Here is a 20,536-nt window from a genome sequence, read left to right as displayed (position 1 = left end):
ATCCGACCCGACCTCGGGAGCCTTACCTCCAGGGAGTGAGGCCTCCGCGAGCCGGGCCGGGTCGCATCAACCACAACATTCGGATCGCTCCGATGGCCGCCGGATCCCGGATGGATCCGGATCGCCGGGCCCGGATGTCGGCGTAGGCCTCTCCGGGCGGGCCGGCCAGTTGCGTGACCAAGAGGGGGGGAGATGGGACGGTTCTCCAGGGCACTCATCCTCGTCGCGGCGCCTCTGCTCGCGGGGATCGCTCCATCCCCGGCCGCGGAGCCGTCGCGACCCGCGATCGCGCCCGCGGCGCGGCCCAGCGCCTCCGCGCCGCCGATCCGCCAGGCCTCGCAAGGCAAGGCGACGACCGCCAGGGTTGCCGGGCCCGCCTCGGTCAAGCCGGCCGTGGCGAAGGCCCAGGCGAAGCCGAAGGCCATCCAGGTCAAGCAGGATGGGGCCTCGACCGCTTCGACGAAGGTCTCGACATCGAGGGATCCCAACGAACTGATCAAGGCGGCGGAACTCCGGATCGCGAACCTGAAGGCGGGGCCGCTGGAGCCGACCGACCTCGGCTTCCCCATCAACCTCGCGACGGCCCTGCGGCTCTCCGATGCCCGCCCCCTGATCGTGGCCTCGGCGCAGGCGAGCGTCTGGATCGCCGAGGCCAAGCTCACGCGGGCGAAGCTGCTCTGGGTCCCGACCCTCAACTTCGCGGCCGACTACATCAGGCACGACGGCGGCGGCCCCGACTTCAACAAGGGTATCCTCACCTCGCCGAGCGTAAACTACTTCTACGCGGGCGGATCGCTCTCGCAGTACGTCAATTTGACGGATGCGATCTTCGAGCCGCTGGCCGCGAGGCAGGAGCTCCGCTCACGCCAGTTCGACGTCCAGGCCGCGAAGAACGACTCGCTCCAGATGACGGCCGACGCCTACTTCCGGGTCCACGAGTCGCGCGGGAAGTACGCGGGGACGCTCTACGCCGTGAAGCGGGGGCACGACCTCGTGGATCGGATCGCCCGCCTGAGCAAGGACCTCGTCCCCAGGGTCGAGATCGACCGCGCCCGCAACATGGTGGCGGACATCGAGCAGATGGCGAACTCGGCCCGCGAGGATTGGCGGGTCCACAGCGCCGACCTGACGCAGATCCTCCGGCTCGACCCCCGGACCGTGGTCGTGCCCCAGGAGCACGACCACATGCAACTGACGCTGATCGACCCCTCGCAGACCCTCGACGACCTGATGCGGGTCGCCGTGCTGACGCGCCCCGAGCTCGCCTCCAATCGGGCGAAGGTCGACGCGGCCGAGGCCAGGGTCCGCCGCGAGAAGATGCGCCCGGTCCTGCCGGTCGTCGCGCTCAACGGGTTCCAGAGCTCGGGGGGCATGAACATCCAGGCGGGTGTCTTCGGCATCGGGCCGAACAGCAGCCTCAACCAGTGGTCGGGCCGGTTCGACTCGAGCTTCCAGCTCCTCTGGCAGCTCGACGCCTTCGGCATCGGCAACGTGGCTCGCGTGAAGAAGCAGCGCGGCGAGCAATCCGACGCCGTCGTCGAGCTTTTCCGCGAACAGGACAAGGTCGCGGCCGAGGTCACCGAGGCCCATGCCCGATCCGAGTCGGCGGCGACCCGCGTCGGTCAGGCCGAGAAGGCCCTGCGATCGGCGATGGTCGCCTTCGACGGCAGCTATGAAGGACTGCATGAGACGACCCGCTGGGGGGACGTGCTCGTGCTGGTCAACCGCCCACAGGAAACGGTCTTCTCGCTCCGGGAGCTGAAGATCGCCTTCGACGAGTACTTCGCGACCGTCGCCGAGTACAACCGGGCCCAGTTCGCGCTCTATCACGCACTCGGCTACCCGGCCCGGCAGATCGCGGTCGTGAAACCGCCCGGAGAGATCCTGCCCGTGAACACCGAGCGTCCCGCTTACCTGCCGCCCGTCGGCGAAGGCCCACCCCCTGCCACGCGCTGAGTCCCGCCCGCGGCCTTCCACTTGCCGCGCTGCACCGTGTCGGAGGGGCGGCTGCGGTCGAGGCCGTCGGGCTCGGGGAGGGGTCGAGCCCTGGGGATCTCCGGATCGTCGGGAGTCGGCATGGGGAGCCTCGGGGGAAGCTCACGCTCGATGAGGGGGATCTCCCTCGGGGGCGTGCTGTTCTGGAGCGACTTCGACTCGGCCTCGGCCGCGACCAGGCTCGTCAGCACGGGCGCGGGCGGGGCGCCCGTGTAGTTGCCGAAGCTGCCGTAATGGGGGGCGGCGAAGCCTTCCGCCGTCGGCGACGGCCCGCAACCCTGGCCATAAGAGCCGTAGGTGGGGACGCCGCAGCCGGGGCTCGGGCGGTGCTTGGGATAGCCGTAGGCCATCCCGTAGCCGCCGTAGAAGGGCTTGCCGTAGGCGATGCCGCAGGTCTCGCCGAGGTGCGGGCCGTAGCCGTAGTCGCCCCAGAGGCCGATGCCGTCGTGGCCCCCAGGGTGGGTCGCCGAGGCGGTCGAGCCCGAGGTTCCCCAGATCCCCAAAGCCAGCGCAAGCGCCTTCAGGGCCGAGCGTTCGAGGCCCTTCGCCGTCGCAACCATGGCAGACTCCCTCCACTCCGCGGGATCGGATCGAGCCGAGATGGGCCCACGGTCGCGAGCCCCTTCGTCGGACGCCGTCGGTTCACCTTCAATATATACACCACGCATCTGGGAGTAGGCCGGGCGTGGCGGGCTTCGATGTTTCGGGAAGGGCCGATTGCGCCGAAGGGGCCGGCTCGCCGTGCGCCTCGAGATACGCCCGGAACCCGGCACCCGCCGCATTTGACAAGCACGCATGACGCACTCAGAATGGAGCGATCTTCTGGGGGACCTTTGAGGCCCGAGGGGATGTGCCTGTCTGCCTTCGCGACGGGCGCCAACCCTGGATTCGAACGTCTCGGCCGGAGGACGACCGACCCCCCTCGACCGCCCGCCTTGTCGAGAGCCGTCGACCCGCCGAGTGAGGCGAGATCCCCGGGTTGCTTGCGATCGCGATCCTCGAGTGGTAAACATAGGAGCACGTCTCGCGACGATGCCTCGCGAGGGCCCTCGGGTCGTCGCCCTCGTGCTCGCGACGACGTGGGGGGCTTGGGGTGATGCCGTTGCCCGAAGATCGTCGCCCGATGAGGGGCCCGCCACGAATCGACCCGGAGTGAATGAATGAATCCGATCGTCTTCGCCATGCGCCGCCCCGTCACGACGATCATGCTGGTCGTGGCCCTCATCAGCAGCGGCGTCCTCGCGCTGAACCGGATGCGCGTGGACATCTTCCCGTCGCTGAACACGCCGAAAATCTATGTTTACCTCGATTATGTGGGAATGAGCCCCTCCCAGATGGAGGGGTTCATCGTCAACCAGCTCGAGCTGTACTTCCAGTACGTCGACGGCATCCAGGACATCGACACCCGCAACATCCAGCAGGTCGCGCTCTGCGAGTTGTCATTCTATCCCGGCACGGACATGGGGCAGGCGATGGCGCAGGTGGTCGCCATGTCGGACCGGGCCATGTCGTGGATGCCCAAGGGCACCCTGCCGCCGATGATCATGCGCATGGACGCCGGCAGCGTCCCGGTCGGCTACCTCGTGCTCGAGAGCAAGACGACCTCGCTCGGCCTGATGGGGGACCTGGCGCAGAACATCATCCGGCCGCTCGTGCAGAAGTACGTCCCGGGGACCGTCGCGATCTCCCCGTTCGGCCCGAACATGAGGTCGATCCTCGTGCGGGTCGACCCCCACAAGCTGCGGGACTACAACCTGACCCCGCAGGACGTGGTGCAGGCCCTGGCGCAGGGGAACACGGTCATCCCCGAGGGGAACGTGTACGTCAAGGACACGATGCCGCTGGTCTCCAATAACTCGACGGTCCTGAACATCCAGGACCTCGGGAAGATCCCGCTCAGGCTCGAGAAGAACGTCTACCTCCGCGACGTGGCGAACTTCCAGGACGACACCGACATCACGTACGGCTATGCCCTGGTCAACGGCAAGAAGTCGGTGTACCTGCCGATCATCAAGAAGGACACGGCCTCGGCCCTGACGGTCGTCGCCGACATCCGCAAGTCGATGAAGCTGTTCCGGGACGTCGTGCCCAAGGACGTGACCGTCAGCTTCGAGTTCGACGAGTCCCCCACCGTCGTCCAGGCGGTCAAGAGCGTCGCCAGCGAGGGGCTCATCGGCGCGACGCTCACGGGGCTCATGATCATGCTCTTCCTCCGCGACCTGCGGAGCGTGATCGTGGTCGTCTCGAACATCCCCCTCGCCCTGCTCGGGTCGATGGTCGGGCTGTGGCTGACCGGGAACACGATCAACATCATGTCGCTGGGCGGGCTCGCGCTGGCGATCGGCATCCTCGTCGACGAGGCGACGGTCGAGGTCGAGAACGTCCACGCCCAGATGCGGTCGACGCACAACGTCGCGACGGCCGTCTTGCACGGGAACCTGATCACGGCCGTGCCTCGGCTCTTGGCGTTGCTCTGTATCCTGTCCGTGTTCATACCGGCGTTCATCATGGGCGACCCCTTGCGGTCTCTATTCATGCCCCTGACGCTGGCAGTCGGCTTCGCGATGATCTCGTCCTACGTGCTCTCCAGCACGTTCGTGCCGATCATGTGCGTGAGCCTCCTCAAGCACATGGGGGATCATGACGAATCGAAGGGCCTTTTCGCCAAGCTGCTGAAGGTCTACGGCAAGTTCGTCGGGGCGTCGGTGCGGCTGCGATGGCTGGTGATCCCCGGCTACCTCACGGCCTGTGTGCTGGTGCTCTGGCTGCTTGGCATGCAGGTGGGGACGGAACTCTTCCCGCAGGTGGACTCGGGCGAGTTCGTGCTCCGGTTCAGGCCCCCGGCCGGCTCGAACTTCGAACTGACCCGCGAGATGGCGGTGAAGTGCCTGGAGGAGATCGAGCGCGAGGCGAAGCCGGAGAACATCGAGATCTCGATGGGCTACGTCGGCCAGGTCGCGCCGAACTTCGGCATCAACAACATGCTGCTGTTCATGCGAGGCCCAGACGACGGCCAGTTGCGGATCGCACTCAAGGAGGAGAGCGGGATCAAGCTCAACGAATTCCGCGAGCGGCTCCGCAAGGTCCTCCCCGAGCGCGTGATCCCCTGGCTGGCGAAGCGGCTCGAGAAGGGCGGGCTCTCGCAGACCGACGCCCTGCGGCAGGCGAAGACGTCCACCTTCGGGTTCGAGCCGGGCGACATCGTGACGGAGGTCATGAGCTTCGGCTCGATGACGCCGATCGCCGTGCAGGTCGTCGGCACCGACCTCAAGATGGTCCGGCAGCACGCGACGAAGATCGCCCACGAGATGAAGAAGATCCCGACCTTGCGTGACATCCAGTTCGAGCAGACGCTCGACTACCCGACCGTCGACGTCGAGATCGACCGCGAGAAGGCCGGGCTCAGCGGCGTGAAGGTCGAGGACGTGGGCAAGGTCCTGGTCATGGGGACCTCCTCGACCCGGTTCACTTCCGTGAATTACTGGGTCGACGCCAGGACCGGGTTCGACTACCTCGTCGAGGTCCTCGTCCCGCCCGGCCGGCTCAACTCGGCGGCCGAGATCGAGACGCTCCCCATCGACAACGTGAACCCGCTCGTCAACCTGATGGTCCGCGACGTGGCGACGGTCAAGCAAGGGGTCGAGCCCGGCGAGATCGACCGTTCGATGTCCCAGCGATATTTGACCCTGACCGCGAACGTCGAGGGGACGGACATGGGCCGGGCGTCGAACCAGGTCGCCAAGGCGATCGACGCGGCGGGCGAGCCCCCCCGAGGCGTCCGCGTGATCCCGATGGGGCAGCTCCCGCCGATGCTGGAGATGTTCAAGTCGCTCGGGATCGGCCTGGGCGTGGCCGTCTTCGTGATCTTCGTGTTGCTGACGGCCTACTTCCAGTCGCCGAGCACGGCGCTCATCTCGATCGGCGCGGTGCCGGGGGTGCTCGCCGGGATCGCGACGATGCTCTTCGTGACGAACACGACGCTCAACATCGAGTCGTTCATGGGCTCGATCATGTGTTTGGGCGTCTCGGTGTCGAACTCGGTCATGCTCGTGACCTTCATGGTCGAGCACTGGAAGAAGGGCTCGCCGTCGGTCCAGGCCGCGACCGAGGGGGCCAGCGACCGGCTCCGGCCGATCCTGATGACGGCGTGCGCCATGACGATCGGCATGGTGCCGATGGCCCTGGCCCTCGAGCGCGGGAGCCAGATGCAGGCCCCGCTCGGCCGAGCGGTGATCGGCGGGCTCTTGATGTCGACCGTGGCGACCCTGCTCGTCCTCCCCGCCCTGTTCGCCCTGGTGATCGGCAAGCGGACCCCCGGCTCGCCGTCGATCTACCCCGACGACCCGGAGAGCCGCCACTACGACCCGCTGGTCTTCGCCGACCGCGAGCACGGCGGGACCTCGGAGCACGGCCTGGCCGTGCTCGGCGGCGAGATCGACCCGCTCTCGGTCCCGGCCGGAGGTTCCGCGATCCCGAGCTCCGCGCCGACGCCTCGGCCTGCGCCGACACCTCCGCACCCAGATTCCCCCGAGAAGCCGTCCGGGCCGATCCCTCCCCTGCAACTACCCCCTTTGTCCGGAGACGAACGATGATGCGTCGCGCCTTGATGCCTCTTATGCGGATCCGTTCCGCCGGCAGCCGCCGACTCATCCTCGGCGCCCTGGCGGGGCTCGCGGCGGCCGGTTGCGGCGGGAAGAAGGCCCCGGTGGAGACGAAGAGCGTCGCCACGCCCCCCACGGTCAGCGTCGTCGCGCCGGCCGTGAGGAAGATCACCCGCGTGGTCGGGCAGCCGAGCTTCGTCGAGGCGTATGAGCAGACGCCGATCTATCCCAAGGTCACGGCGTACATCGAGAAGTGGATCGTCGACATCGGCGACAAGGTCAAGAAGGGGGAGGTGCTCGCCACCCTCTTCGTCCCCGAGATGCGGCAGGACTTCGAGTCGAAGAAGGCCGACGTCCTGGTGGCGAAGGCCCGGATCGACCTCAGGCTGAAGAAGGTGGACGTCGCCTCGGCCGAGGTCAAGGCGGCGAACGCGAGGGTCTCCGAGGCGGTCTCGACCCTGGACAAGTACAAGGCCGACGTCGCGCGCTGGGACTCCGAGGTCAAGCGGCTCACCCGCGAGAAGGAAGGGGGCGTCATCGACCCCCAGGTGCTCGGGGAGTCGACCAGGCAGCTCGAGTCGTACAAGGCCATGTACGAGGCGCAGGGCTCGAAGGTCCTCGCCACGAAGGCGGAACTGCTCGCGAGGGAGGCCGACCTCGCCGAGGCCAACGCCGACGTCACCGTCGCCCGCGCGAGCCTGACGTTCGCCGAGAGCGAGGCCAAGCGGCTCGAGGCCTGGGTCGGTTACTTGACTCTGACCGCCCCCTATGACGGAATCATCGTCGCCCGTAACGCCAACACGGGGGACTTCGTCCTCCCCGCTTCGGGCGACCCCTCGGCCGACCGCCAGGCCCCCGACATCTCGGCGGCCAAGGCCGCGCCGATCTACGTGATCGCCCGCACGGACGTGGTCCGCGTCTTCGTCGACGTCCCCGAGCAGGACGCCAACTACGTCAAGGTCGGCACCAGGGCGACCGTCATGGTCAAGGCCTTCCGCGACAAGCTGATCGACGGCAAGGTCACCCGCACGGCCTGGGCGCTCAACACCAAGAGCCGCACCCTGCGGGTCGAGATCGACCTGCCCAATACCGACGCGCAGATCCTCCCCGGCATGTATGCTTATGGCAAGGTGATCATCGAGCGTCCCGAGGTCCGTGCGATCCCGCAGGGGGCCCTCGCCTACATCGGCGACGAGGTCTATTGCTGGCAGTACGAGGGGGGCAAGGCCAGGCTGACCGAGATCCAGATCGGCGTGAGCAACGGCGAGTCGGTCGAGGTCACCAACCGACGCGTCCCGTCCTCCAAGGAATCGCCGAAGGAGGAGCAGTGGGTCCCCTTCGACGGCTCCGAGAAGGTCATCGTCGGCGACCTCTCGATCCTGACCGACGGCGGCCCCGTCAACGTCGACGAGGCGACCAGCCAGACCAAGGTCGCCGGCGCGGGCCTGCTGCACAAGGCGGATTGATGGGTTGATGAGTCCGAGGCCGCGGCTCCAGCCCCTGGGAATCCCTCAGTCCCGCTCGGAGCCGCGGCTTTTCCATGCGCCTCGACTCTTTTTTCCGGGTAGCCGCGATTGGAACAATCGGGGTCGCGCAGCGACAAGAGGCTGGATGCAATTTGCCTCTGACGAAATCAGAGGCCGTTCCCCGTTTGCCTTGTCGATCCAAGGCCCACGCAACCCAGAATTGGCCGGGGGAATGGGCCTTGGCCATCATTGAACGCCCGCAAAATCGAATAGGCCTATGGGCTCGGCCTGGCAAGTTTGCGGTTGGCCTCTTGTCGCTGCGCGACCCCGATTGTTCCAATCGCGGCTACCCGGATGATGAGCCTGGGGCGAGGATAATGCGTGGCCTCCGGCTGTAGCGCGTCCGCGGTTGTTCCATACAAAGGCCACGCAAAAGCGAGTGGTCGGGCACGCGCTAATCGAGCTGGGTCCCGAACCCGGTGATCCGGTCCTCGCCGTCGAGGTTGCAGACGAGGATCAGGCTGTAGTCGCGATAGTTGACCCGATAGCGATACTCGCGGCCGCCGTCGTGGGCGCGACGCTCGACCAGGGCGATCGACTCGATCGTCCCCGGCCAGCCTAGCTCATTCGAGGGGGGAGACTCGGCGACTCGCTTGCGGAGGGGCTCGGTGAAGAGGTTCAGATCCAGCTTGCCGGCGACCCAGCCGTCGATGAAGGACTTGACCTTCGCGGTGACCTCGGGCTCGGTGTCGGCGATCGGATTCAGGGGCGGCGGCGTCAGCTCGGGGACATAGAGGCCGGCCACGTTCAGGGCGAGCTTGTTCGTGTCGGCCTTCTCGGTGTTCACCAGGAGGGCGACGGTCAAGCGGTCGTCGGGGAACCGCTGGAACTGGGTGAGGAAGCCCGGCAGGTGGCCGTTATGGCTGATCTGACGGTGTCCCTGCCAGTGGGCCGCGGTCCAGCCGAGGCCATAGGGGACGACCTTGCCGTCGGAGAGCTTGGTCGGAGCCCACATCTGTTCAAGACTCGATTTCGGGAGGATCTCGGCCGCGTCGAGGGCCAGGTCCCACTTCGCCAGGTCGACGGCCGTCGAGAGGAAGGCCCCGCTGGGGCGCACTGCGACCCAGTCCTCGGCGTTGATGAGCCGCCATTCCTTGAGCGAATAGCCACGGGCTCGCTGAGGCACGATCTCCGTCGTGGTCGTCGTGCGAGTCGACGACATGCCCGTCGGGCCGAAGACGCGGGCCTGGAGGAGCTCATCCCAGGGGGTCCCGCTCGCCTTCCGGATGATCTCGCCGAGCGCGAAGTAGGCGGCGTTGGAGTAGCTGAACCCCGCACCCGGCTTGAAGAGGAGCGGCTTGGAATAGAGCGAGCGGATGACCTCGGCGTCGGGCTTGATCCTGAACGGCTCGAAGCCGGGGGGATCCTCCACCAGGCCCGAGGTGTGGTTCATGAGCTGGCGGACGGTAATGTCCTTCCAGGCCTCGGGGGTATCCTCAAGGTATCGACTCGCCTTGTCTTCGAGCCCAAGCTTGCCCTCCTGCACCAGGATCATGACCGCCGTCGCGACGATCGGCTTGCTGACCGAGGCGATCTTGTAGCGGGTCTCGGGGGTCGCGGGCGTGTTCGTCTCCACGTTCGCCAGGCCGTAGCCCGCGGCCTTGATGATCTTGCCGTCCTTGACGACCGCCAGCGAGAGCCCCGGGATCCGGTGCCGCTTCATCTGGGCGTTGATGTAGGCGTCGACCTTCGGGCCCGCCTCCTCGATCGCGGACGAGGGAGGATCGGCCCAGGAAGTCGCGGGCATCGTGAGGAAAGCCAGGGCGAGCAAGGTCGCTCGGAGTCGAACGTTCATGGCGAGGGTATCCCTTCGTCGGGTCGTCCAGGAGTGCGCAAGGGCCCGGTGGACCAGATCCACTCGGCCGATCAGTTTAAGGTCGGTGGGGGTCGCCGATCTTGCTCGGGATGAACTTCGCGTGTCACGCAGTTAACGCCCGCGGAAGATCCGCCGGAACTCGCCGGGGGTCATCCCCATCTGCATGCGGAAGGTCCGCGTGAAGTGGCTCTGGTCGGAGAAGCCCGAGGCCAGCGCGACCTCGATCAGGGGGGTGCCGGTCGTCGCGAGCGTCCGGCAGGCATGCTCGACCCGGAGCTTGCGGAGATACTCGCCCGGCGTGCAGCCGTGGTGGCGGCGGAACGAGCGGGCGAGATGGACGGGGTGGACACCGACTTCGGCCGCGATCTCGTCGAACGAGACGTCGTCGGCGAAGCGGTCGTGCAAAAGGTCGCGGACCCGGACGAGCCAGCGCGGGGGAGTGAGGTCGTGGGGGATCGCGGGGCCTCGCGAGGTCTCCGCCAGGACTTCGAGGGCGAGCCCTTCGAGCGCCAGCGGTGAGGCCCCATCGGGCCGGCGATACTCGCGATAGAGCCGCCGGGCCAGCCAGGGGGCGACGCCAGTCATCAGCTCGGCCGGGCGGTCGAGTGAGGGGGCGTGCTCGCGGATCATGTCGGCGCGGGCCTTCGAGATATCGATGTGGAAGACCCGCCCGCCCGATTCGTGCCAGCGGTTCGAGTGCGGCTCCCCCTCCGGGTGGAAGCCGAGGCTCGCCGCCTCCCGGACCTTCTTGACCCGCCCGTAGGACTCCTCGCAAATCCCCTCGACCATGAGGTGGAGGAAGGCATCCTCGTGGGCGTGGGGCGGGAGGTAGAGGTCGTGACCGGCCGCGTAGACGGACTCGTCGAACGTCAGGCCGGCGACCTGGATCTTGCTCTGCGTCTGCCCGAAGAAGGTGCCGGGGGCAAGCCTGGTCGCCATGACGGATGGGCCCAAGGTTTCGACGTTGTCGGCCGCGACGGGGCCCCATCGTAACCCGGCGGTCTTGGCGGCGACAGCGTGAATCCCGGCTCGATGAATCAGGTTCGGATATGGGAGTCTGAAAATAAAAAGAGGCCCCGGGGCGTGTGCCCCGGGGCCTCTCGGAATCAACCGTTGAAGACGTGAGCCGGGCTCACTTCTTCTGGAACATCGGGTCCTTGGCGTTGCCGCGCGAGAGGACGTAGGAGAGGAGGTCGAGGACCTCGTCCTTGTTCAGGTTGTTGAGCAGCTTCTCCGGCATGAGGGAGACCTTGGAGGGGGTCATCTCGTCGATCTCGCCGCGGGGGATGACGACGATCTTGGTCGAGTCCTCGGGGTCGACGAGGATCGTGATCGAGTCCTTGTTCTCGCCGACGATCCGGCCGGTGTGGACCTGGCCGCTCGTGGTGGCGATGGCGGTGGCCCGGTACTGGTCGGAGACGACCTTGCTCGGGTCGATGATGGCCTCGCTCAGGTCCTTGAAGCCGAAGCGGCCGGCGGCCTGGGTGAGGTCGGGGCCGGTGGCGCCGCCGTCGCCGCCGAAGCGGTGGCAGACCACGCAGCGGGCCGCCGCGAAGGTGCGCTGGCCGTTGGCGAAGTTGCGGCCGTGGAGCGGGTCCTTGGTCAGGGCGACCAGCTCGTCGAGGGTCCAGTCCTTGCCGGGGCCGGCCGGCTTGGGCAGGTCCTTGGCCCGATACGGGCTGCGGGCGCCGGAGGACTCGATCACGAGCCGCTCGGCCTCGGAGGCATTCTCGAAGGCCTCCTTGTCGATGTTATTGACGAACCCGTGGTAGCTCGCGCCGCCGCTCCACTTGTGGGCTTCCTTGAGCCAGTTGAAGTAGAACTTGCGCTCGGCGACCGTCCAGCCTTCCTTCACGTTGCGGAGGGCCAGGGCGTAGTGCATCTTCTGGGCGTCGGGGCGATTCGCGATCATCTTGGCGATCGGCTCGCCGTAGTTCTCGTTGCGGGCGATGAGGTCGGAGACCTCGACCGAGGTCGCCTCGCTCGGCTTCTCCATCAGGGCGATCGTCTTGGCGAGGACGGTCGGCGACTTCAGGTAGACGAGCAGGTTGACCAGCTCCCGGTTCACCTTCTCGAGCTTCGAGGGGAAGAACGGGTCGAGCTTCTTCGAGAGCCTGGCGGCGGTGGCCGCGTCGGGCTCACCCATGCGGATGAAGGTCAGGTCCCAGGCCCGCAGGAGGTCGAGCTGCCTGGACTCGTCGAGCCCTTCGAAGTTGATCCGGTCGAGGGCCTCGAGGACCTTCGGCTGGAGCGACTTGTCCCCCTGGCGGGCGACGGCGACGGCGCCGAGGATCAGGGCTTCCGGATCCTTCTGGGCGAGGACCTGGTCCTGCCAGTACTTCGGCTCCTGCTGCTCCAGGGCGATCCTGGCGGCATAACGGATGAAGCGGTCCTCGTGCTTGAGGTACGGCAGGGCGAACGCGACGGCCTTCGCCTGGTCCTCGGCGCGGCGGTGATAGACCTCGATCTTGTGGCGGAGGTCGCGGAGCTCGGCGCCCCTGGGGTCGCGGGCGTCGACCGGCTTGGTCGACTCGTCGCCGGTGTAGGTGACCCGGTAGAGCTCGGACTGCGTGCCTCGGCCGCCGACCGAGAAGTAGAGGGCACCGTCGGGGCCGACGGCGACGTCGGTCAGGGGCAAGGGCGTCCTGGAGAGGAACTCTTCCTTGACGGCCTTGTAGCTGGAGCCTTCGGGCTCGAGGTGGATGGCGTACATCGTGCCGAAGGTCCAGTCGCACATCAGCAGGGCCTTCTGGTACTTGGCCGGGAACTTCGCGCCGTAGCCGAAGGTCACGCCGACCGGCGAGCCCGGGCCGATGTCGGTGACGGGGGGGAGGCTGTCGACGTTGTACGCCGGCCAGACGCCCGTGCCGCTCCGCCAGCCGAACTCGCTGCCGCTCGTCGCGTGGTTGACGCGGGTCGGGCGGTACCAGGGCATGCCGAAGTCCCACTCCATGTCGGAGTCGTAGACGAACAGCTCGCCGTCGGCGTTGTGGTCCATGTCATAGGAGTTGCGGTAGCCGATGCTGACCATCTCCCAGTTCTTCCCTTCCGGGTCGAACTTGGCGACGTAGCCGCCGGGGGCCATGATGCCGACCGCGTGGCCGTTGGCGTCCCACTGGCGGGGGAGGATCATGTCCTCGCCCCAGTTGGTCGGGATCAGGCTCGAGCTGATGTGCTCGGGGGGCAGCGTGTGGTTGCCGCAGACGATCAGGATCGACTTGCCGTCCGGCGTCAGGCGCAGGGCGTGGGGGCCGTGCTCGCCGCCGCCGGGGATCGACGCCAGCTTCTCGACCTTGTCGTACTGATCGTCGCCGTCCGTGTCGCGGGCGCGATAGACGCCGCTGCCGGGGCCGCCGTTGACCGAGAGGTAGAGGCTGCCGAAGGCGTAGAGCATCCCCTGGGCCGAGGTGATGTCGAGCTTCAGGTGCTCGACCTTGGTCTCCTGGTCGCTGCCGACGGGCGGCAGGGTGATCCGGCAGAGGCCCTTCGTCTCCTGGTCGCTGGCGATGAGCCGCCCCTTGTCGTCGAACGTGATCGAGACCCACGAGCCGAGGGTCTCTCGGGGCACCGTGTAGAGCAGCTCGACCTTGTAGCCGGGGAGGACCTGGAAGATGTTCTGCGCCGTCTTGGGCGGCTGGATCGGCTGGGCGAAGACGTCGTTCCAGGGGGCGACGCCCATCGCGCCGAAGGTCTGGACGGCCGCCCAGTCTCGCGAACGTCGGGCCTCGGCCGCGCGCCACGAGTCGTCGGAGACGACGTAGCGGGTCTTGCCGTCGGCGCCGGTGAGGGCGAGCTTGAGGGCGAGGCCGGCCGGCGAGCCGGCCATGTTCTCGACCTCGACGATCAGCTCATTCTTGCCGTTGCGGACCTCGCGCGTGATGTCGACGTCGACCGGGGTGTTCCAGGCGGTGCCGCTGGCGACCCGGCGGCCGTTCAGGAAGATGGTGAATTTGTCGTCGGCCGCCGCGCGGATCGCGGCCGACTTCGTGCCGCCGTCGAAGTTCGTGCGGAGGAAGTAGCGGCGGCTGATGTCCTTGCCCCAGATCCACTGCGGCGCGGGGCCTTGCTTGAGGGGCTCGAGCGCGGGGTTGGGGACGCCGGCGGGGAGGGGCTTGCCTGAGTCGGAGGAGTCGGCCACCTCGGGCTTCTGGCTGAACCAGCGCGTGTCTTCGGCGGCGACGGCGAGCGCCGGGGCCGCGACCACGGCCGCCAGCAGGAAGCCGCGGACGAGCGACGAGTATCGATGCTTGGGAAGGAGGCCGGGCACGTTGAACGCTCCAAGGGGTTCAAGGTGGATGGAAAATCGACTTCGTCGCGATTCCTACCGCGTCGAGCCAACGAGCACTGACAGATTGGGGGGATGACTTATTTCAGCCGGCGCGGGTCAGGCGAGCAGCTCCTTCACGAGCTTGCCGTGGACGTCGGTCAGGCGGAAGTCCCGCCCCTGGAACCGGTACGTGAGCCGCTCGTGGTCGAGCCCGAGCATGTGCAGGATGGTGGCCTGGAGGTCGTGCACGTGGACCTTGTCCCTCGCCACGCTGAAGCCGAGCTCGTCGGATTCGCCATGCACATATCCGGGCTTGATCCCGCCGCCGGCGAGCATCATCGTGAAGCAGTCGGGGAAGTGGTCTCGGCCGAGCACCTGGCTGGCGGCCGTCCTCCCCTCGCGGAAGGGGGTCCTGCCGAACTCGCCCCCCCAGACGATCAGGGTCTCGTCCAGGAGCCCTCGAGACTTCAGGTCGCGGATCAGGGCCGCCACCGGGCGATCCATCGTCGCGCACTTGTTCGTGAGGCCGTCGGTGAGCCCCTCGCCGGGCCCGGTGCCGTGGAAGTCCCAGCCCCAGTCGAAGAGCTGGACGAACCGGACCCCCTGCTCCACCAGGCGCCTGGCGAGCAGGCAGTTGTTGGCGAAGCTCGAGGCCCCCGGCTGGGCGCCGTAGTCTTCGAGGATGTGCTTCGGCTCCCGGTTGATGTCCATGACCTCGGGGACCGACGTCTGCATCCGGAATGCCAGCTCATACTGCGCGATCCGGGTCGCCGTCTCGGGGTGCCCGAGGTCGCGCGACTGCATCTCGTTCAGGTCCTTGAGGGCGTCGAGGCTCGCGCGTCGGAGCGACCGATTCATCCCGGCGGGGTCGGACGCGTAGAGGACCGGATCCCCCTTCGAGCGGCACTGGACCCCCTGGAAGACCGACGGCAGGAAGCCGCTGCCGAATGAGTTCTTGCCGCCGTTGGGCTGGACCCCGCTCGATATCAGGACGACGTAGCCGGGGAGGTTCTCATTCTCCGTCCCGAGCCCGTACGTCACCCAGGCCCCCATCGCCGGCCGGCCCGATCGGGGGGAGCCGGTGTAGAGCATCAGCTCGGCCGGGGCGTGGTTGAACTGGTCGGTGTTCATCGACCGGATCACGCAGAGCTCATCCGCGACCGTCTGGAGGTGCGGGAGCGCGTCCGACATCCAGAGCCCCTCTTGCCCGTACCTCGCGAACTTGCGCGGGGTGCCGAGGAGCTTGGGGACGCCCGACGTGAACGCGAACCGCTTCCCCTTGAGGAAGGCATCGGGGCAATCCTGCCCGTTCCGCTTGACCAGCTCCGGCTTGTAGTCGAACAGGTCGAGGTGTGGCGGCGATCCGGTCAGGTGGAGGTAGATCACCCGCTTCGCCTTGGGGGCGAAATGCGGGGCCTTCACCGCGAGCGGGTTGACGACCTGGCCGATCGGGGTGCTCGCCGCCGCGTCCGCAGGCGCGTCCTTGGAGAGCAGCGACGACAGGGCGATCGCGCCCAGGCCCACCTGGCTCTCGCGGAAGAAATGGCGGCGAGTCAGGTGTCGGAGCTTTTCGTATTGAGGATCCATCGTCTGCCTTCCCCCCAACCGTCCGGGCTGTGGACGCCCGGGCCCGATCTTAAGCCAAGCGTGACCGCCGGGATATATCGCTCTACCCTTGATCCGATGCTTTTCCCGGCACCTTTCTTACGTCGCCCGAGGGCCGAACGTTCCGCTCACGGTTTCATCAGGGTCTCGTCGAGGTTCAGGAGCACGTTGCAGACGACCGTCCAGGCCCCCAGTCCGGCCGCACTCGCCCCCGCGGGGACGGGGCCGATCGGGTTCGTCGCCAGCTCATTGGCCTTGGTAGCATCCTCGGCCAGGGCCTGGTTCGCGGTCTCGTAGAGCTTGACCAGGCGGTCGAGTTCCGCGTCGCTCGGGTCGCGGGCCAGGCAGAGTTTGAAGCCGAGTTTGGCTCGATCGGCGGTGGTCGAGGCATCCTTGAACATCCGCCGCGCGAGGGCCTGCGCCGCCTCGACGTAGACCGGGTCATTCAGCGTGACGAGGGCCTGGAGCGGCGTGTTCGTCCGCGAGCGTTTGACCGTGCAGACCTCGCGGTTGGGCGCGTCGAATGTGGTCATCGACGGGTATGGGTTCGATCGCCGCCAGGTCGTGTAGAGCCCCCGGCGGAAGCGATCTTCCCCGGTGCTCGTCTGCCAGTCGATCCCCGAGCCGAACGCGGCGGCGAGCCCCGTCGACGGCTGCGGCGGCTTGACCGGCGGGCCGAACGCCTTGGGGCTCAAAAGCCCGGCGATGGCGAGGGCCTGGTCCCGGATCATCTCGGCCGAGAGCCGGATCCGGGGGCCTCGGGCCAGCAGGGTATTATCCGGGTCGCGCTTGAGCCGCTCGGACGTGGCCTTCGAGCTCTGGCGATAGGTGGCCGAGGTCACCAGCAGCTTCAGGAACGCCTTCAGGTCCCAGTGCTCGCGAACGAGTTCCGTCGCCAGCCAGTCGAGCAGTTCGGGGTGCGTGGGCAGTTCCCCTTGCGAGCCGAACTCCTCGGAGGTCGGCACGAGCCCGTTGCCGAAGATCGACTCCCAGTAGCGGTTGGCGATGACCCTGGCCGTGAGCGGGTTCTCCTCGGAGACGAGCCAGCGGGCGAGGGCGAGCCGGTCGGCCGCTGCCCCCTGGGGCAGGCCCGGGAAGGTCGCCGGGGTTCCCGCGGTGACCTCGTCCCCCTGGTCGAGGAAGTTGCCCCGGAGCTGGATCTTCGTCACGCGCCGGGCCGACGAGGTCAACTCTTTCACGATGGGGACGCTGGTCGCCGGCTTCATCTCGGCGAGTTGCTTGCTGGCGACGGCGAGCCGCTCGCGCTGTGACTTCAGTTCCGGAGAGACGGCGAGGAGGTAATAGGCAGCGATCTGATTTCGTTGGGCTTCGCTGCGGGCGTCGGCCGGGATCTTCAATAGGGCGAGCAGCTCGCCGGGGACGCCGGCATATTCGGGCACGCGGGCATCGCCGGTGGTCGAGAGCCGGAACCGGCCCAGCGTGTGGTTCTCGAACTTCGAGCCCTGCTCGATGGCGACGGAGAGGGTCGAGCCCTCTTCGACCTCGACCGGCGAGGCCGTCAATAGCGTCAACGCGTGCGGCTGGCCGAGCTGCCCGGCGACGGCCCAGCCCTTGTTGCCTGGGTCCTTGTTGTCGATCACGCTGGAGGCCTCGAAGCCCCCTTGCGAGTAATCCGCCAGGGCCGTCGAGAACCTGATGACCAGGCTGCGGTCGGGCGTGAGGCTCGCGCTGGGGCTGGGAGGCTCGGCGACGACTCCGCTCCAGACGGCGTTGCGGTTCTCGTCGAGGATCGAGACGCGGAAGTTGCGGAGCCGACCGCCGGCGCCTCCGTCGGTCCGGTTCCAGACGGCGATCCGCTCGATCGGCTGCGAGCCCTTGAGGTCGACCTCCCACCAGGGGTTTTCCGAGGCTTCCGTATGGGTCGTCGAATTGGCCCCGAAGTATTCGCCGTCGGTATTCCCGTCGATCGCCCGCGAGGCCACGCCCGCATACGAGACGTTGATCTGGCGGGCCTCACCCTTCAGCGCCAGGTTCTCTGTGCCCTTGAAGACCTGGACCTCGGCGAGCGAGAGATACTGCTCCTTGCCCGGCAGTTCAACCCGGACGAAGCGCCCTGTCGGCGACTTGCTACCCGGCGGCTTGATCGTTGCGGTGACCTTCGACACGACGAAGTTCCCCCCGCCGAACCCGGGTCCCTTGCCGGGCAGCGAGTCGTCCGCGAGGGCCTCCAGCCGGAGGGCCGTCAGCTTGCCGGCGGCGAGGGTCTGCTCGGTCGTGGTGACGTCCGTCTTGGAGCCGGTCGCGACGAGGACGGAGCCGTCGTCGAGCGTCTTCAGCTTCGAGCCGGATTTGGAGGCGACCTGCGAGGGCTTGAGGACGTTCCAGTCGAGCCCCCGGGCGAACCCCTCTTCCCAGGCCTTCTGGCCGGCGACGCGAGAGGGCGTCGAGGTCTTGAGGTCGGCCTCGAGGGCGGCGATCTCCTTGGAGAGGGAGTCGCGCTGCCGGAGCTGCTCGTCGGTGAAGAGGGTCAGGAGGGGGCTCTCATCGCCGCGGTCGGCGTCCTCGCTGTTGTTGAAGAAGGCGAAGAGCTTGAAGTATTCGGCCTGGGTCAGCGGGTCATATTTGTGATCGTGGCACTGGGCGCAGGCCATGGTCGTGCCCATCCAGACCGACATCGTGGTGTTGACCCGGTCGACGACGGCGACGTTGCGGAACTCCTCGTCGTTGGTGCCGCCTTCGTTGTTCGTGAGCGTGTTGCGGTGGAAGGCGGTGGCGATGATCTGGTCCTGCGTCGGGTTCGGCAGGAGGTCGCCGGCGATCTGCTCGACCGTGAACGCGTCGAAGGGCTTGTTCTGGTTCAGGGAGCGGATCACGTAGTCGCGATAGGCCCAGATGGTGCGCGGGGGGTCGTCGGCGTAGCCGGCCGAGTCGGCGTAGCGGGCGAGGTCGAGCCACATCCGGGCCCAGTGCTCGCCGTAGGCGGGGGAGTCGAGCAGGCGGTTGACGACCTTCTCATAGGCGTCGGGGCTGGAGTCGCGGAGGAAGGCGTCGACCTCCTCGAGCTTCGGAGGCAGGCCGGTGAGGTCGAGCGAGAGGCGGCGGATCAAGGTGGCGCGGTCGGCCTCGGGGGACGGCTCCAGCTTCTCTCGCTCGAGCCGGTCGAGGATGAAGCGGTCGACCTCGTTCCTCGCCCAGTCTTTCTTCGCGTTCTCCGGGAGCGGGGCGCGGGCCGGCTTGACGTACGACCAGTGCTTGGCATAAGGGGCCCCTTGCCGGACCCATTCCTTGAGCAGCTCGATTTCTTTGGGGCTGAGCTTCTTGCCGGTCTCGGCCGGGGGCATGACCTCCCCCTTCTCCTCGCTCGTGACGCGGGCGATCAGCTCGCTTTCATCCGGGTTCCCCTTCACGACCGAGGCATAGCCTCCCAGGTCGGCGAAGAGCCCTTCCTCGGTGTCGAGCCGGAAGGGCTTGCTGGCCCCCTTGCGCTTGTTGGCGTCGGGCCCGTGGCAGAAGAAGCAGGCGTTCGAGAGGATCGGCCGGATCTCTCGGTTGAAGTCGATGACGTGCGGCTTCTTGGCCGGCTCTGGCTCGGCCCCGCCGACGGGCGTGCCTCCCAGCATAGCGGCGAGCGCCAGCACGATGACGACCGGGCGCCCGAGGCGGGCGCATCGCGAGGAGTGAGCGGGCGAAATATTCATCACCTGGCGTCCGCCATCGACAAGAGGAAGGTTGTCCCGGTGGTGCCCCGTGGAGCTACGTTCTCGAATGTCTCACAAACTTCAGGCAGGTTAAACCTTAGTATAACGAGGACATGGGGCTTTTCGCGAGGGTGAACCCCGGCCGCCCCGGCCCGCTTTTCGGGGTATGGGCCTTCCGGGATCGCGTTCCCCAGCCTACCCGGACGCCCGGGTCGGGCTCGGATAGCTCCGGCCGTCGAATCTGATACACTCCGCCGACGAATTCTCGCGGGGGCGGACGCCCGGCGGCCTCGTCGGGGACGGAGGGGCCGGCCTGCCCAGAGGGACGAGCCTTGACGACGATCGAGTGGAGGAGTTCGGATGAGGCGCCGATCTTGCGTCGGGCTTTCAAGGGACGCTACGGATTCCTGCTCCTGGCGCTCCTGATCCTGGTCGTCGTCTCGCCGGGGATGGCGACCGATCGCCTGAGGATGTTCAGCCCGCTGGACGCCGTGGTCTTCACGATTATGCTGGCCGGCCTGCACGCCGCGAACCCGGGCAGGCGCTCGCTTTATTTCGGCATTGGGCTCACGACCGTGGCCATCGCCGTGCATTGCTGCGCGTATTGGCAATCGAGCGACAGGCTCCTGCTATTCCATCATGCGTTGGCGCTTTCGTCGCTCTTGTATGCTCAGGCGAAGATCCTTTCGTCGGTCATCGCCAACAGGCGGGTGACGATCGAGACCCTCAAGGCGGCGGTCTGCGGCTACCTTCTGATCGGCGTGGCCTTCGTCTTCGCGTTCGCCATCGCCGGGACCCTGCTCCCCGACTCGTTCCGGGCGCAATCTCCGGACGGGGGCCAGTCGTTCGCCAGGCTCACGGTCCGCCGCGACTTCGCCGAGCTCATGTACCTCAGCTTCGCATCGCTGACGACCCTTGGATATGCCGACCTGATCCCGGTCGGGGCCTGGGCGAAGACGATGTGCTACGTCGAGTCCATCGTCGGTCAGTTCTACGCGACGATCCTGATCGCCAGGCTCGTCGGTATGCACATCTCGCGGCCGGTCGAGCCGGAATGACGCGAGGGT

General features: G+C 67.4%; 10 protein-coding genes. 4 read left to right on the top strand and 6 right to left on the bottom strand.

All coding sequences use genetic code 11. The features are described 5' to 3' along the window. Positions 1 to 192: 192 nt before the first annotated feature. The gene (locus ACOYYX_RS34400; RefSeq protein ID WP_422927177.1) at positions 193 to 1,956 is read left to right on the top strand and encodes a TolC family protein; all 1,764 of its coding nucleotides are present in this window, start codon (positions 193 to 195) and stop codon (positions 1,954 to 1,956) included. Here ACOYYX_RS34400 and ACOYYX_RS34395 read toward each other — a convergent pair. After that, the gene (locus tag ACOYYX_RS34395) at positions 1,911 to 2,555 is read right to left on the bottom strand and encodes a hypothetical protein (RefSeq protein WP_422927176.1); all 645 of its coding nucleotides are present in this window, start codon (positions 2,553 to 2,555) and stop codon (positions 1,911 to 1,913) included. The two genes, ACOYYX_RS34400 and ACOYYX_RS34395, sit on opposite strands and share 46 nt — an antisense overlap. Positions 2,556 to 3,155: 600 nt before the next feature. On the opposite strand from ACOYYX_RS34395, the gene ACOYYX_RS34390 reads away from it, so the two are divergent. After that, positions 3,156 to 6,587, top strand: a complete 3,432-nt coding sequence (locus ACOYYX_RS34390; RefSeq protein WP_422927175.1) for an efflux RND transporter permease subunit — start codon at positions 3,156 to 3,158, stop codon at positions 6,585 to 6,587. Continuing rightward, a complete protein-coding gene (locus ACOYYX_RS34385; RefSeq protein ID WP_422927174.1) occupies positions 6,584 to 8,062 on the top strand; it encodes an efflux RND transporter periplasmic adaptor subunit in 1,479 nt (492 codons plus the stop codon). The genes ACOYYX_RS34390 and ACOYYX_RS34385 overlap by 4 nt, the downstream gene beginning before the upstream one ends. Positions 8,063 to 8,516: 454 nt before the next feature. On the opposite strand, the gene ACOYYX_RS34380 is transcribed toward ACOYYX_RS34385, so the two are convergent. The 5 genes from ACOYYX_RS34380 to ACOYYX_RS34360 all read right to left on the bottom strand — a co-directional run bounded on the left by ACOYYX_RS34380 (position 8,517) and on the right by ACOYYX_RS34360 (position 19,469). Further along, positions 8,517 to 9,917 (bottom strand): serine hydrolase domain-containing protein, encoded by a 1,401-nt coding sequence (locus ACOYYX_RS34380; RefSeq protein WP_422927173.1) that lies wholly within the window; start codon positions 9,915 to 9,917, stop codon positions 8,517 to 8,519. A gap of 132 nt (positions 9,918 to 10,049) precedes the next feature. Next, the gene (locus tag ACOYYX_RS34375; protein ID WP_422927172.1) at positions 10,050 to 10,877 is read right to left on the bottom strand and encodes a helix-turn-helix domain-containing protein; all 828 of its coding nucleotides are present in this window, start codon (positions 10,875 to 10,877) and stop codon (positions 10,050 to 10,052) included. Positions 10,878 to 11,070: 193 nt separating this feature from the next. Beyond that, entirely contained in the window at positions 11,071 to 14,205 is a 3,135-nt protein-coding gene (locus ACOYYX_RS34370; RefSeq protein WP_422927171.1) for a c-type cytochrome, read from the bottom strand. A 117-nt stretch (positions 14,206 to 14,322) separates the two neighbouring features. After that, a complete protein-coding gene (locus ACOYYX_RS34365; RefSeq protein ID WP_422927170.1) occupies positions 14,323 to 15,792 on the bottom strand; it encodes a DUF1501 domain-containing protein in 1,470 nt (489 codons plus the stop codon). A gap of 146 nt (positions 15,793 to 15,938) precedes the next feature. Beyond that, a complete protein-coding gene (locus tag ACOYYX_RS34360; RefSeq protein WP_422927169.1) occupies positions 15,939 to 19,469 on the bottom strand; it encodes a DUF1553 domain-containing protein in 3,531 nt (1,176 codons plus the stop codon). Positions 19,470 to 19,843: 374 nt separating this feature from the next. Here ACOYYX_RS34360 and ACOYYX_RS34355 point away from each other — a divergent pair, with 374 nt between their 5' ends. After that, positions 19,844 to 20,527, top strand: coding sequence for an ion channel (locus ACOYYX_RS34355; protein WP_422927168.1), 684 nt, complete (start codon positions 19,844 to 19,846; stop codon positions 20,525 to 20,527). Positions 20,528 to 20,536 lie beyond the last annotated feature (9 nt).

Origin of the sequence: Singulisphaera chitinilytica (assembly GCF_049331405.1) — a bacterium.
Lineage (GTDB): Bacteria > Planctomycetota > Planctomycetia > Isosphaerales > Isosphaeraceae > PoT.
The sequence above is the reverse complement of the archived record's forward strand: the minus strand, read 5'-3'. Positions and strand labels throughout refer to the sequence as shown.